Origin of the sequence: Chryseobacterium gilvum, from assembly GCF_025628965.1 — a bacterium.
GTDB lineage: Bacteria > Bacteroidota > Bacteroidia > Flavobacteriales > Weeksellaceae > Chryseobacterium > Chryseobacterium gilvum.
In genome coordinates this window covers 280,730-294,913 of the sequence record NZ_JAOTEN010000003.1, presented here as the reverse complement: position 1 = coordinate 294,913, position 14,184 = coordinate 280,730, and the positions used below count along the sequence as shown (strand labels likewise).

The following is a 14,184-nucleotide window of genomic DNA, read 5'->3' as shown; positions in this document are numbered from 1 at the left end:
AAATGGAGTTTTATATATTAGGAAGTTTATTTTTATTAGGTCTTCTAATGGTTGCGAGAGATTTTCGCAAACATTTTCTTATTTTATTTATTTTACTTATTTATTTTATATGTTTTTTTCTGGGGCCTTTGAATTCTGTCAATCTTAATAAATATACCCATCTTGGCGGTAATTTTTTTGATGGATTTTATGACACTTTAGATTTATATTCTATCGGGATTTTCTGCTTGCTAACAGGGTATGGTCTTGCTTTTAGGTTTTCTAAAAAAAGAATTTCTGATAAAAGAAAAAAATTTGTTTTAAATCCCAATTATAAATACTACATGTGGCTCTTCTTTTTATCATTGGTCTCAATGATCGGGCGGAATGTAAGTGAGGGTGTTTATGGTGGAGGTTTTTTCAATTATTTGGTTTTTCTGGGAGATTCTCTTATCATAGCATTTATCATTTTAATTTATGAGAAAAAATTCAACAAACCTTGGCTGTGGGTCCTTTTGGCAGCATCCCTGCTTTGTTATATGATCTTAGGGTTCAGATACAGAATATTATTGTTCATCATAGGCATTATTTATCATTTTGTAATCACCAATAAACTTTCTGGTAAAACTATTATAAAATGGATTTTTATAGGGATGGCAATTTCATATGCAATTAATTTTATTACTTTAAACAGAACCGCGCTTAAAACATTAGAATTCAGTGATGTAACCTTTGAGTCAAAAGTAGAAAATGGATTGTCTCCATATCAATTGGTTATGCATCAGACTGATAATTACAAAACCGAAATGATGATCGTCAATCATATGAGAAATAATAATGTGGAGTATGATTACGGAGAATCTATGTTTGTCCATATCTTGGTAAGAATTATCCCGGCAACTTTTTTTGAAGGAAATAAGAAGCCGGAAATTCCTCAGATGAATATCATTAAAAGTTCATTTAATTCTAAAGAAGGAAGGTATGCTGGAGCTGCCGTTTCTAATGTCATTGAATATTATATCGCCTTCGGTCTTTTCGGGATCATATTTTTTATGACTGTACTAGGAATATTTCTGGGATATATTTCTAAAAAAACAGATCTGAATGTACCCAGAGACCGTGTAATCATTGTACTGATTGCAATGGTAATGTTTCAGGAAATTACCCGGGGATATTTGCCTCAGAATGTTACCTTACTGGTTTTTCTGCTCATTACTCTAAAATTATTTTATAAAAAACAATATGTTAGCAATAGTAACCAACATACCAACGCCGTATAGAACCGCTTTTTTTAATATCCTGAATCAGGAATTGTTGAAAAAGGGCGATTCCCTTCATGTTATTTATTGTGCAAAAACAGAAACCGGAAGACATTGGAAATTTAATCCCGATGAAAATACCTACCCTTATACTTTTTTAAAAGGTTTTCATCCGGAATTTAAAGGCTTTTATCCTCATATTAATTTTGGGCTTATTTCCTGCCTGAAAAAGCTTAAGCCCGATTGGGTATTGCTTGCAGGAAGCTGGAATGCTCCCGCAACAATCAATGTTCTTCTTAATAAAAAGAACATAAACATCCCTGTTTTATTCTGGAGTGAAGGACATATTGACGCACAGGTACGCTCTAATCAATACGTGGATTATTTAAGAAAAAAAATATTACGCAACATTGATTATTTTGTAGTTCCCAATTTAAAATCAAAAGAATATATTCATCACTATAATACAGATGCTATTGCAGATTTTTTACCCAATACGGTAGATGAAGAATTTTTCTCACTTTCTGAGAGTGATTCCAAAGCAGAGAGCAGAAACAGAAAAAACCTGCCTTCAGATAAAACTATTATTGTTTTGGTCTCATCATTAGATCAGCGAAAAGGGGTTTTAGAGTTTTACGAAGCTTTCAAAAAATCCAATATTGAAAACCTGTATGTCGTACAGATTGGAACCGGAGAGTTCTACGAAACATTACAGCAGAAAATAAAAGAAGACCGGCTTTCAGATCATTATATGCTTACCGGTCAGCTTGAAGCAAAAGAGGTGAGAGAATATCTGGTTGCAGCAGATGTATTTGCACTTCCTACCAAGTCTGACCCGAATCCTTTAAGCCCCATAGAAGCTGCATTTCTAAAAAAAGCACTTCTCATTTCTTCAAAAGCAGGGAATTCAAAGGAATTGATTCCCAACAATGAAAATGGCTGGATTATCAGCGAAATCACTCAGGAACATCTGACGAAAAGTATTAATACTGTTGCAGAAACAAGTAGAGCTCAGTTAGAGGAAATGGGTGAACAATCTTTCAGAATTGCTTCAGCATCATTTACAAGAAAAAAAGCAGCTGAAAATCTAATCTCATTTTTACAAAAAATAAAAAAATGAAATTGATTATAGATAATTCTAATCTTTTCGCAGGAGGCGGCTTACAGGTGGCCGCATCATTTTTAAGAGATTTAAAGAAAAGTAATCTCTCGGATGAATTTCACGTGATCCAGTCTGTCAATTGCGCCAATATTATTGGAGATGAGATCTTTCCGGATAATTTTACTTTCTATAACCTGAACAAAACTGAAGAAAATTCTAAAACAAAAAGAATCAAAAGTGTAAAAAGAATCGAAAACGCCATTGCACCAGACTGTATTTTTACCCTTTTCGGGCCTTCATATCATAAAAGTAGATTTCCAAAACTGGTAGGTTTTGCCATTCCCTTTATTATTTATCCGGATTCTCCGTTTTTCAAACTTACTTCATTCAAAGAAAATCTCTACTATAGAATTCTGTCGGTAATAAAGATCTACAGCTTCAAAAAATATTCTGATGCATTGGTTTTTGAAACAGAAAATGCAAGAAGAATCTTTACGGAAAGAGAACGCTTCAAAAAAGATAGTTTTACAGTAGGAAATACACTGAATGAAATTTTTTTAAAACCGGAATGTTGGGTTGATTTTGAAAGTCTGCCCTCATCATCCTGCAATATTTTATTTTTAACGGCCAATTATCCGCACAAAAATATGCAGATCCTTCCTGAGCTTATTGAAATCCTCAGGAATAAGCTGAAATCAAAAGATTTTAAATTTCTCATTACCCTTCAAAAAGAAGATCTGAATTTTCCTGAAGCAATTAATGAAAATATAGAATACTTGGGAAAAGTAGAATTAGAAAAAATTCCGTCATTATATATGCATAGTGATATTGTGTTTATTCCTACGTTATTAGAGGTTTTCTCGGCAACCTATTTAGAAGCTATGCGGATGAAAAAACCGATTGTAGCATCAGATTTAGGATTTTCTCGTGATATTTGCAGAGATTCTGCTTATTTTTGTGAACCTACAAATGCTGAGTCATACGCAGTTGCTATTCATTCATTAATGAATAACGATCATCTCAGGAATAATTTGGTAAGTAAAGGAACAGAAAATTTAAAACGTTTTGGCTCAAGCATGGATAGAACGAATAAGTATCTCAATATTATAAATAAACTGATTAAAAATTATGAAAATTCAAAATAAAACACTTCTTATAACAGGAGGTACAGGCTCATTCGGAACAGCCGTATTAAACAGATTTTTGCATACTGATCATTTTAAAGAGATCCGTATTTTTTCCCGTGACGAAAAGAAGCAGGACGATATGAGAAATTTGTACAAAAACGATAAAATAAAATATTATATCGGTGATGTAAGAGATTTTTCAAGTGTAGAACCGGCAACAAGAGGGGTAGATTATATTTTTCATGCCGCAGCTTTAAAACAGGTCCCTTCATGTGAATTTTTCCCGATGCAGGCTGTTAAAACCAATGTTGAAGGTACGCAGAATGTAATTCGTGCCGCTACGGCTAATAAAGTGCAGAAAGTGATCTGTCTATCTACCGATAAAGCAGCCTATCCTATCAACGCGATGGGAATTTCCAAAGCGATGATGGAAAAAGTAGCCGTAGCAGAATCCAGAAATACAACGGAAACAGTAGTTTGCCTTACGCGTTACGGGAATGTGATGGCGTCAAGAGGTTCTGTAATTCCTTTATTTTTAAATCAGATTCAGAAAGGAGAACCTATCACGATTACCGATCCGAATATGTCACGTTTTTTTATGTCATTGGAAGATGCCGTAGACTTGGTTCTGTTTGCTTTTGAACATGCAAATCCCGGAGATTTATTTGTAAATAAAGCTCCTGCAGGAACAATTGGTGACTTGGCAAAAGCCTTAATTGAGCTTACCGGGAAAGAAGTCCCTGTAAAAGTTATAGGAACCCGTCATGGTGAAAAACTGTACGAAACCTTATGTACACGTGAAGAGATGGCTAAAGCGGAAGATATGGGAGATTTTTACCGTGTTCCTGCAGATAACCGTGACCTGAACTATGCACAGTATTTTTCCGAAGGGGAAGAAGAAGTAGCGCATATTGAAGACTATCATTCTCATAATACAGAACAGCAGGGTGTAGAAGGCTTGAAAAAACTGATTTCTACATTACCGCTGATCCGTAAAGAGGTATTCGGAGAAGATGTAATGCAATATCCTTAATCTGATAGAAGCATGTTACTGGAAGGAAAAAGTCATCAGGATGAAAGAGGCATCATTACCTACAATAATGATTTTGATCTCTCACAGATTAAAAGAATCTATACCATAGAAAATCATTCTACAGATTTTATTCGTGGTTGGCAGGGCCATAAGATAGAACAGCGCTGGTTTGCGTGTATGAAAGGAAGCTTTGAAATTTCAGTGATCATTGTGGATGATTTTATATATCCTTCCAGAAAGGTAACCATTCAGAAATATCTGTTAAAAGATGATGTATTGACCTATTTGCACATTCCTTCTGGCTGCATCACGGCCATTCAGGCAAAAGAAGAAAACAGCAAGCTGTTGGTTTTAGCAGATTATAGTCTGGGAGAAATCAATGATGAATACAGATACAGTTTAGACTATTTTAAAACGATACAATAATTGATAATCGGTTGCGCCGAAAGTCAGCAAAAGCGAATAAAGATGAAAAAAATCGGAATCACCGGTCAGAATGGTTTTGTCGGAAGACATTTGTACAATACGTTAGGTTTATTTCCTGAAGAATTTCAGAGAGTTGATTTCAATAAAGACTATTTTGAAAATCAGAATCAGCTGGATCAGTTTATTGCAGAATGTGATGTTATTGTACATCTTGCAGCCATGAACCGCCATGAAAGCGAGCAGTTTATCTATGAGACCAATGTAGGTTTAGCTCAAAAATTGGTTGATTCTTTAAAAAGAACCGATTCAAAAGCACACGTGATGATTTCCTCTTCCACTCAGGAAGAAAAAGACAATCTATATGGAAGATCCAAAAAAGAAGGCAGGGAAGCTCTTGCTAACTGGGCCGGAGAAAATGGAGGTAAAATTACAGGATTGATCATTCCAAATGTATTCGGTGCTTTCGGGAAACCTTTCTACAATTCTTTCGTTGCTACATTTTGCTATCAGTTAACACACGGAGAAACTCCGACGATTGCCAATGATGGGGAGGTGAAATTGATTTATGTGCAGGAATTGGTTGATATGATTATCAGAGAAATCAGAGAAGGCAACAGTAAAGCTGAGTTTTCCATAGAACCTACCGCAACCAAAAAGGTTTCCGAGGTTTTAGCTTTACTCAATGATTATAAAACCAAATATTTTGATGGTGGGGAAATTCCTGTAATCAATGATTCTTTTGAACATAACCTATTCAATACCTATCGTTCGTATATTGATTATAAAAGCCATTTTCCCGTAAAATTTACCCAACATAAAGATCCGAGAGGCGCTTTTGTAGAAGTAATCAGACTAGGAATTGGCGGGCAGTGTTCTTTTTCAACTACAGTTCCGGATATCACAAGGGGAAATCATTACCACACGAGAAAAATTGAGCGTTTTGCCGTAATAAAAGGCAAAGCTTTGATTCAGTTGAGAAAAATAGATACCGATGAAGTCTTAGATTTTTATCTTGACGGAAATGAGCCTGCTTATGTAGATATGCCGATTTGGTACACCCATAATATTAAAAATATAGGAGAAGAAGAATTGTATACGATCTTCTGGATTAATGAAGCTTTTAATCCTGAAGATTCAGATACTTATTTTCTGGAAGTTTAGTTAAATAATAACCTTAAACACTGCTATACAAGCCGATCGCTGAAATGCAGGAGCAAAACCATACAATGAAAAAACTTAAAGTTATGACGGTTGTGGGAACACGGCCAGAAATCATCAGATTATCACGCGTGTTAGATGCTTTAGATGCTTCCGAAGCTGTAGAACATATCATTGTTCACACAGGACAAAACTATGATTACGAATTAAACCAGATTTTTTTTGAAGATTTAGGACTTCGTAAACCAGATTATTTCCTGGAAGCTGCCGGAAAAACAGCTACAGAAACAGTAGGGAATATTTTAATTAAAATTGATCCGTTATTAGAAGAATTAAAGCCTGATGCATTTTTGGTTTTAGGAGATACCAACTCTTGTTTGTGCGCCATTCCTGCAAAGAAAAGACATATTCCTATTTTCCACATGGAAGCAGGAAACAGGTGTTTTGACCAGAGAGTTCCGGAAGAAACCAATCGTAAAATCGTAGATCATACTTCAGATATTAATTTAACGTACTCGGATATTGCAAGAGAATATCTTCTAAGAGAAGGGCTTCCTGCAGACAGAATCATTAAAACGGGTTCTCCGATGTTTGAGGTTCTGAATCATTATTTGCCTCAGATTGACGCTTCCGATGTTCTTAAAAAATTAAATCTTGAAGAAGGAAAGTTCTTCGTCGTATCTTCTCACCGCGAAGAAAATATCAATTCTGAGAAAAATTTCAGAGGATTAATGACTTCTCTCAATGCCATTGCAGAAAAATATCAATATCCGATTATTGTTTCTACGCATCCGCGTACCCAGAATATGATTGATAAAATGCAGATCGAGATGCGTCCCGAAATTCAGTTTCTGAAACCTTTAGGATTCCATGATTATAATGCATTGCAGAAAAGAGCATATGCTGTACTTTCTGATTCAGGAACCATCTCAGAAGAATCTTCAATACTGAATTTCAGAGCATTAAATATTCGTCAGGCGCACGAAAGACCGGAAGCGATGGAAGAAGCAAGTGTAATGATGGTAGGTTTGTCTCCCGAACGCATTTTGCAAGGTTTAACGCAGGTTTTACAGCAAAAAACAGGATCGGAGAGAAATTTCAGGCCTGTTTCTGATTATTCGATGCCGAATGTGTCTGAAAAAGTGGTGAGAATTATTATTTCATATACCGATTATATTAAAAGGACTGTCTGGTCGGAAGAAATATAAAATGAATTTGCTTTTTCTGACTTTAGCTGAAATTAGCTCTGTGGAAGAACGGGGTATTTATCAGGATCTGTTGCGTAAATTCCGTAACGAAGGTCATGATGTTACCATTGTATCACCCGTTGAAAGACGGAAGGGGATTGCTACTAATTTCAATACGAAAAAAGGGGTTTCAATACTGCAGGTAAAAACATTAAATATTCAGAAAACCAATATTATAGAGAAAGGAATCGGTACTATTGCCATTGAATACCAATATCTTGCAGCTATAAAAAAACATCTTACCGGTAAAAAGTTTGACCTTGTGCTGTATTCCACACCGCCGATTACTTTTGCAAAAGTCATTGAATATATTAAAAAGAGAGACCATGCAAAATCGTATCTTCTTTTAAAAGATATTTTCCCTCAGAATGCAGTAGATATGAAAATGCTGAAAGAAGGCGGTTTTTTACATAAGCAGTTTTTAAAAAAAGAAAAAAAACTTTATCACATTTCAGATACTGTGGGTTGTATGTCTCAGGCAAATGTAGATTTTGTACTGCAAAACAATCCGGAAATCAGTAAGAATAAAGTTGAGGTAAATCCCAATACGATAGAACCGGTTGTTTTTAATTATTCTGACCTGCAGAAAAAAGCTATCCGTAAAAAATATCAGGTTCCGACCGATAAAAAAGTATTTGTATACGGAGGAAATCTGGGGAAACCACAAGGTTTGGATTTTTTATTAGAAACTATTCTGGCAACTGAAACTCAAGATGTATTTTTCTTGATAATAGGCGACGGCACAGAATTTCAGAAAATTCAGGAATGGTTTAATAATAAGAAACCTGCCAATGCAAAACTTTTGCAGCGTTTGCCGAAGGAAGATTACGATCAGCTTTTGGCATCGTGTGATGTAGGATTGATATTTTTAGATAAAAACTTTTTGATTCCTAATTTTCCTTCCCGTTTACTATCCTATCTGGAAATGAAAATGCCGGTCATTGCAGCGACAGATCCTAATACAGATATTGGCGATGTTATTGAAGAAGCACACTGCGGGTATAAAGTAATGGCAGGAAATCAGGATGAAATGCAGCTGAAAATAAAATTGATACTGAATAGCAATATAAAGGAAATCGGAGAACGCGCGGAAAAGCTGTTGCTGAGTAAATATACAGTAGATCAGTCCTATCATTTGATTATGGAAAAAATAGAGTGATGTATAAAAATTATATTAAAAGAATAATAGATTTCATGATCGCACTCGTAGGATTGCTGATCTTAAGTCCTGTTTTTATTGTGGTGACCATTGGTCTGTATTTTGCGAATGACGGCAAACCTTTCTTTTTTCAGGCGCGACCGGGGCTGAAAGAGAAAATTTTTAAGATCATCAAATTCAAAACGATGAACGATAAAAAAGATGCATCCGGAAATCTGCTTTCTGATGCCGAAAGACTGACTGCGATTGGCGCTTTTGTACGCAAAACCTCATTAGATGAAATACCGCAGCTGATAAATATACTTAAAGGAGATATGTCTCTGATAGGACCACGTCCGTTATTGCCACAATACTTACCTTTGTATAATACAATTCAGAAGCGGAGACATGATGTACGTCCCGGTATTACAGGATGGGCGCAAATCAACGGAAGAAACGCCATTTCCTGGGAAAAAAAGTTTGAACTGGATATTTGGTACGTAGACCATCTCTCGTTTGCAACAGATCTTAAAGTTTTTTTAAATACATTTAAAAAAGTTTTTAAACGTGAAGGGATCAATCAGGGAGGACAGGCAACTGCAGAGCCTTTTAATGGATATAATTAAATTAAATACATGAAAAATATTGCCATATTTGGTGCAGGAGGATTTGGAAGAGAAGTAAAAACAATTATTGACGCAATCAATACAGAAAATTCAGACACTTATCAATTCATCGGTTTTTTTGATGATGCGCTGGAAAAGGGATCTTTTGTTAATAATTACCCTGTTTTGGGAGGTATTCATGATGTCAATCAATACGAAAAAGAGATCTCTCTTGTTATCTGTATCGGCGATCCCCAAATAAAAAAGAAAATCATTTCTAAAATTAATAATAAGAATATTTTATTTCCTACCATCAAACATCCGAAAGCTTCCGTTACCGATGAGTTTGTAACCATAGGAAAAGGCTGTATCATCTGTGAAGGAACCATTATTACCTGCAATATTACCATCAAAGATTTTGTGATCCTTAATCTGATGTGTACCGTAGGACATGATACTGTTATTGAAGAGTATTGTTCGTTTATGCCTTCAGTCAATATCTCCGGTGAAGTAAAAATTGAACAGGGAGTTTATGTAGGAACGGGCGCTAAAATTATCAATTTATTAGAAATAGGAGAAAACACCATTGTAGGGGCCGGAGCTGTAGTTTCAAAATCATTGCCCCCGAACTGCACCGCTGTAGGAATTCCTGCAAAACCCATAAAATTTCACGACTAAAAAATAGAACTATGCAAGACAAAATATGGCTTTCATCACCTCATATGGGAGGAAACGAACTGAAATATATTCACGAAGCTTTTGATGCCAATTGGGTAGCACCTTTAGGACCCAATGTAGATGGTTTTGAAAAAGATCTGGAAGCTTTTTTAAATGATGATGTAAAAGTAGCCGTCCTTTCAGCGGGAACAGCAGCATTGCATTTAGCATTAATAGAATGTGGTGTGATGTATGGTGATGAGGTCATTTGCCAGTCGATGACGTTCTCTGCATCCGCAAACCCTATTGCTTATTGCGGCGCAAATCCGGTATTTATTGATTCAGAAAAAGATACCTGGAATATGTGTCCGGTTGCATTGCAAAAAGCGATTGAAGACAGAATCTCAAAAGGTAAGAAGCCAAAAGCCATTATTGTAGTCCATTTATACGGGATGCCTGCTAAAATGGATGAAATTTTAGAAATTGCTGAAAAATATCAGATTCCGGTTATTGAAGACGCTGCAGAAGCATTAGGATCAACCTACAAAGGCAGATCATGCGGAACATTCGGGCGTTTCGGTATTTTATCATTCAACGGAAATAAAATCATCACCACTTCCGGTGGCGGCGCATTGGTTTGTCACACTCAGGAAGATAAAGATAAAACGGTTTTTCTTTCTACTCAGGCACGGGACAACGCTCCCCATTACCAGCATTCTCACATCGGGTTTAATTACCGTATGAGTAATATTGTAGCAGGAATCGGCCGTGGTCAGATGGAAGTATTAAAAAGCAGGGTGGAAGCACGTAGAAAAATGCATAATTTTTATGTAGATCTGTTTAAAAATATTGACGGGGTGACCGTTTTTTCAGAACCTGCGGATGATTATTATTCCAATCACTGGCTTTCTGCTATTATTGTTGATGAAGAAAAAACCGGAAAAAACCGGGAAGATGTACGTCTGGCTTTTCTGGAAGATAATATAGAATCGCGACCGCTTTGGAAACCGATGCATATGCAGCCTGTTTTTGAAGATGCTCCTTATTACGGAGATCAAGTTGCCGAAAAACTATTTGAAAACGGATTATGTTTGCCTTCCGGATCAAACTTGTCCGATCAAGATCGCGACAGAATTTCAAAAATAATCAAGCAATTGTTTGCTTAATCACTTTAAATCTGCTTGTCTTGATGATAAGCAGATTTTTTTTTCGGGATATTTTACATATATTCCGGTATTGAAATTTAAAATTGTAGGTGGTAAAGGAAGCAGAAAAATTCAACTTTTTACCTATATTTGCCATCCAATACAACACGTGTGAAAAAATATCCTTGGTGGAAAGCAATGATGGATTATGGGTTAACCTCCATTGCAATTGTGCTCCTGCTGCCGCTTTTTTTGATTTTAATCATCATATCATCATGGGATACGGGTTTTCCGGGGCTGTTCAGTCAGGAAAGAATTGGGAGGCACGGCAGAAAGTTTGTTATCTATAAATTCAGGACCTATCATCCCGTCACTTCTCATAAATCAAAAATCGGAATCTGGTTAAGAAAAACCAAGCTTGATGAGCTTCCGCAACTCTTTAATATCCTTAAAGGCGATATGTCACTGGTAGGACCGAGACCGGATATTGAAGGCTATTATGACCGGCTCACCGGAAACGAGCGTCTTATTCTGAACCTGAAACCGGGACTTACGAGTGAAGCGGGAATAATGTTCCGCAATGAAGACTATATTCTAAGTCTGCAGGAAAATCCTTTACAATATAATGACGAAATTATTTTTCCTGAAAAAATAAAAATGAATCTGGAATACTATCATCATTTTTCTTTTCAAAAAGATGTTTTGATATTAATGAAAACTTTTAAAAATATGATTTGAACATCTTGATTATTCTGGTTTAATTTAACAAAAAATTAAAAATAATATGAATATGTTTGTTAATTAGTAGGTGAAATAACAAAGAAGTTGAAAAACAAATATTAAACAATTAATTGATAATACTGCACAGTTTCTATAAAATATAAATATATTTGCACGTTTAAAATAAAATTAAATTTTAAATTGACTTAACAATCCTTCAAAATGGATAAGAATTACAATAATAAAGAAAAAACTGACCTCAACGAAATACTAGCTCCTTATTTAAGGAGATGGAAATACTTTGTCGCTATAATTTTCACAATGTTGCTATTAGGAATTTTTATCATAAAATCTATAGCCCCTGTTTATAAGATTCAAACATCAGTGCTAATAAAGGATGCTAAAAAAATGTCTTCTGCATCTGGAGATTTTGGTGTTTTACAAAGTTTTGGTGCTTTTTCCGGAATGGGTACCAATAGTATTGAAAATGAACTTGGGGTTTTTAGTTCTAAAACTATTGTGGAAGATGTTTTAAAAGATAATAATTTTCAAATTTCTACTTATTCTAAGCAAAGATTTAGCGATTTAGAACTTTATGGGACCACCAATCCCTATATAATAAATGTAATCCAAGAAAAAAAGAATATAGATTTGCCTAAAGAGCCGGTGTATATTAAAACCAAAAATAATGATGTAATACTGTCTTCCAAAGAATGGGAAAAAGATATTGTAACGTCATTCAATACAACAACAAGCCTGCCTTTTGCAGTTATAATGATTCGTAAAAATCCCAATTTTCAAGCGCCTTATAAAACAGATATATCAAAAATTTATTTTAATTATAGTGATTTTGAAAGCACTGTTAATGATTTTCAGGAAGCATTAACGGTAGATTTGCTGGATAAAGATGGTACAATAATAAATATTTCTGTTGACTTTCAAAATAAAGATAAAGCAAAAGACTTTCTTAATGGGTTGGTAAGACAATATAACATTTATGCAATTAACGATAAAAATATTGAGTCTAAAAAAAGCAAAGATTTTATAGATAAAAGAATAGCGCTTATATCGAATGAATTGGGTAGTGTAGAAACTCAAAAAGAAGGATTTAAATCGAGTAATAATATTGTTGACCTGCCTACAGAAGCTAAAATAAATCTTCAGCTTAAGGAACAAAGCAAAACTCAATTATTAGAGATAGGTACACAATTGGAATTAACTAAGATTCTACAGAATTCTCTTGATAAAAAAGGTTCAGGTGATGTTCTGCCGCTTAATATAGGTTTGGATAATGAATCAGCAGGAAAGGCAATTCAAGAATATAATTCACTGGTTCTGCAAAGAAATAAATATTTGCAGGAAGCTACACCAGATAATCCCTTAGTAAAAATTGCCAATAAGCAAATAGAAGAAATGAAATCTTCATTAACGGAATCTTTACAGAAGAATGTTATTTCTTTACAATTTGCAAGGAGAAAAGTTGAAAGTCAATTAGGAGAGTCAGAACAAATGATCGGAAAGATTCCAACCCAGGAAAAACTTTTCAGAAGCATAGAAAGACAACAGCAGATAAAAGAAAATCTGTATTTATTGCTTCTGCAAAAGCGGGAAGAGGCTGCGATCACTATGGAAATCACTGCTGAAAAGGCAAGAGTGATTGATAAAGCATTCGTTTTTAAAAAACCTGTAGCTCCTAAAAAAATGATCATTTTGGGTGTATGCTTTTTATTAGGTGCTTTAATTCCATTTATCTTCATCTATTTAAAACAACTTTTACAAAGTACAATCATCAACAGATCAGATCTGTCAAAGCTCACAAAACTGCCGGTAATTGCAGAGATTCCTAAGTTTAAGAATAGACAAAACAATTTAGTTGCATTTAATGATGTTTCTCCGATGGCTGAATCATTTAGGATATTTGTGACTAACTTAAGATTTCTCTTACAAGTAAAAGATACGCCTCAAACTATTTTGGTTACTTCATCTGTAAAGGGAGAAGGCAAAACATTTGTTTCAACTAATTTATCAATTATATTAGCGTCTTCTCGAGATAAAGTTTTGGTCATCGGAGCAGATATACGAAATCCGCAGTTACAGCGATATAATCCTTCTATGAAAGCTGCAAAGGGGTTAACCGAGTTTTTAAGCGGAGAAATAACTGCAATTGAGGAAATAATTCATCCAAGCGGATATAATGAAAACTGTGATTTTATTTATTCAGGCTCTATACCTCCCAATCCTACAGATCTATTGCAAAATGGCAAATTAGATGAACTTTTACATTCTATAAAATCTCAAAATAAGTATAAATATATTGTTTTGGATACAGCGCCGCTTTTATTAGTTACAGATTCTTTCCTTATTGCAGATAAGAGTGATGTAATTGTATTTGTCACTAGATCTGAGGTTACGGAAAAAAGCTATATAGAGTTTTTAAATACTTCTGTAGAAGAATCCAAACTTAAAAATGTAGGTATTGTTTTAAACGGGATATCTGATTCAAATTTCGGATATGGCAATAAATATGGCTACGGCTATCAAGCTGAAGATAAAAAATGGTGGCAGAAATTTCTGGGTAATTAATTGAA

The 14,184-nt window shown here is 34.8% G+C and carries 13 protein-coding genes; all 13 read left to right on the top strand.

Going from position 1 to position 14,184, the window contains the following annotated elements; translation table 11 throughout:
• Positions 1-2: 2 nt before the first annotated feature.
• The 13 genes from N0B16_RS11620 (at position 3) to N0B16_RS11560 (ending at position 14,179) form a co-directional block, all read left to right on the top strand.
• On the top strand, positions 3-1,259 hold the full coding sequence (locus N0B16_RS11620) for an O-antigen polymerase (protein ID WP_262991111.1): 1,257 nt from the start codon (positions 3-5) through the stop codon (positions 1,257-1,259).
• Entirely contained in the window at positions 1,222-2,358 is a 1,137-nt protein-coding gene (locus tag N0B16_RS11615) for a glycosyltransferase family 4 protein (protein WP_262991110.1), read from the top strand. Before N0B16_RS11620 ends, N0B16_RS11615 begins: the two co-directional genes overlap by 38 nt.
• Positions 2,355-3,485 carry a glycosyltransferase gene (locus N0B16_RS11610; RefSeq protein ID WP_262991109.1) on the top strand — a complete coding sequence of 377 codons (1,131 nt, stop codon included), beginning with the start codon at positions 2,355-2,357 and terminating at the stop codon, positions 3,483-3,485. Before N0B16_RS11615 ends, N0B16_RS11610 begins: the two co-directional genes overlap by 4 nt.
• Positions 3,469-4,500 (top strand): polysaccharide biosynthesis protein, encoded by a 1,032-nt coding sequence (locus tag N0B16_RS11605; protein ID WP_262991108.1) that lies wholly within the window; start codon positions 3,469-3,471, stop codon positions 4,498-4,500. The genes N0B16_RS11610 and N0B16_RS11605 overlap by 17 nt, the downstream gene beginning before the upstream one ends.
• Positions 4,501-4,512: 12 nt before the next feature.
• Positions 4,513-4,926, top strand: coding sequence for a WxcM-like domain-containing protein (locus tag N0B16_RS11600; protein WP_262991107.1), 414 nt, complete (start codon positions 4,513-4,515; stop codon positions 4,924-4,926).
• Between the two features lie 42 nt (positions 4,927-4,968).
• Entirely contained in the window at positions 4,969-6,087 is a 1,119-nt protein-coding gene (locus tag N0B16_RS11595; protein WP_262991106.1) for a polysaccharide biosynthesis C-terminal domain-containing protein, read from the top strand.
• A gap of 65 nt (positions 6,088-6,152) precedes the next feature.
• A complete protein-coding gene (wecB, locus tag N0B16_RS11590; protein ID WP_262991105.1) occupies positions 6,153-7,292 on the top strand; it encodes a non-hydrolyzing UDP-N-acetylglucosamine 2-epimerase in 1,140 nt (379 codons plus the stop codon).
• Between the two features lies 1 nt (position 7,293).
• Positions 7,294-8,490, top strand: coding sequence for a glycosyltransferase family 4 protein (locus N0B16_RS11585; RefSeq protein ID WP_262991104.1), 1,197 nt, complete (start codon positions 7,294-7,296; stop codon positions 8,488-8,490).
• Entirely contained in the window at positions 8,490-9,095 is a 606-nt protein-coding gene (locus tag N0B16_RS11580; protein ID WP_262991103.1) for a sugar transferase, read from the top strand. Before N0B16_RS11585 ends, N0B16_RS11580 begins: the two co-directional genes overlap by 1 nt.
• A 9-nt stretch (positions 9,096-9,104) precedes the next feature.
• A complete protein-coding gene (locus N0B16_RS11575) occupies positions 9,105-9,752 on the top strand; it encodes an acetyltransferase (protein ID WP_262991102.1) in 648 nt (215 codons plus the stop codon).
• Positions 9,753-9,763: 11 nt separating this feature from the next.
• A complete protein-coding gene (locus N0B16_RS11570; protein WP_262991101.1) occupies positions 9,764-10,897 on the top strand; it encodes an aminotransferase class I/II-fold pyridoxal phosphate-dependent enzyme in 1,134 nt (377 codons plus the stop codon).
• A 150-nt stretch (positions 10,898-11,047) separates the two neighbouring features.
• Positions 11,048-11,614, top strand: a complete 567-nt coding sequence (locus N0B16_RS11565) for a sugar transferase (RefSeq protein ID WP_262991100.1) — start codon at positions 11,048-11,050, stop codon at positions 11,612-11,614.
• A gap of 204 nt (positions 11,615-11,818) precedes the next feature.
• On the top strand, positions 11,819-14,179 hold the full coding sequence (locus N0B16_RS11560; protein WP_262991099.1) for a GumC family protein: 2,361 nt from the start codon (positions 11,819-11,821) through the stop codon (positions 14,177-14,179).
• The last annotated feature ends 5 nt before the right edge of the window (positions 14,180-14,184 follow it).

What these genes read in the sequence shown, in the direction of transcription:
- N0B16_RS11620 (WP_262991111.1), top strand. Translation starts at nt 3, where the DNA reads ATGGAGTTTTATATATTAGGAAGTTTATTTTTATTAGGTCTTCTAATG.
- N0B16_RS11615 (WP_262991110.1), top strand. Translation starts at nt 1,222, where the DNA reads ATGTTAGCAATAGTAACCAACATACCAACGCCGTATAGAACCGCTTTT.
- N0B16_RS11610 (WP_262991109.1), top strand. Translation starts at nt 2,355, where the DNA reads ATGAAATTGATTATAGATAATTCTAATCTTTTCGCAGGAGGCGGCTTA.
- N0B16_RS11605 (WP_262991108.1), top strand. Translation starts at nt 3,469, where the DNA reads ATGAAAATTCAAAATAAAACACTTCTTATAACAGGAGGTACAGGCTCA.
- N0B16_RS11600 (WP_262991107.1), top strand. Translation starts at nt 4,513, where the DNA reads ATGTTACTGGAAGGAAAAAGTCATCAGGATGAAAGAGGCATCATTACC.
- N0B16_RS11595 (WP_262991106.1), top strand. Translation starts at nt 4,969, where the DNA reads ATGAAAAAAATCGGAATCACCGGTCAGAATGGTTTTGTCGGAAGACAT.
- wecB (WP_262991105.1), top strand. Translation starts at nt 6,153, where the DNA reads ATGAAAAAACTTAAAGTTATGACGGTTGTGGGAACACGGCCAGAAATC.
- N0B16_RS11585 (WP_262991104.1), top strand. Translation starts at nt 7,294, where the DNA reads ATGAATTTGCTTTTTCTGACTTTAGCTGAAATTAGCTCTGTGGAAGAA.
- N0B16_RS11580 (WP_262991103.1), top strand. Translation starts at nt 8,490, where the DNA reads ATGTATAAAAATTATATTAAAAGAATAATAGATTTCATGATCGCACTC.
- N0B16_RS11575 (WP_262991102.1), top strand. Translation starts at nt 9,105, where the DNA reads ATGAAAAATATTGCCATATTTGGTGCAGGAGGATTTGGAAGAGAAGTA.
- N0B16_RS11570 (WP_262991101.1), top strand. Translation starts at nt 9,764, where the DNA reads ATGCAAGACAAAATATGGCTTTCATCACCTCATATGGGAGGAAACGAA.
- N0B16_RS11560 (WP_262991099.1), top strand. Translation starts at nt 11,819, where the DNA reads ATGGATAAGAATTACAATAATAAAGAAAAAACTGACCTCAACGAAATA.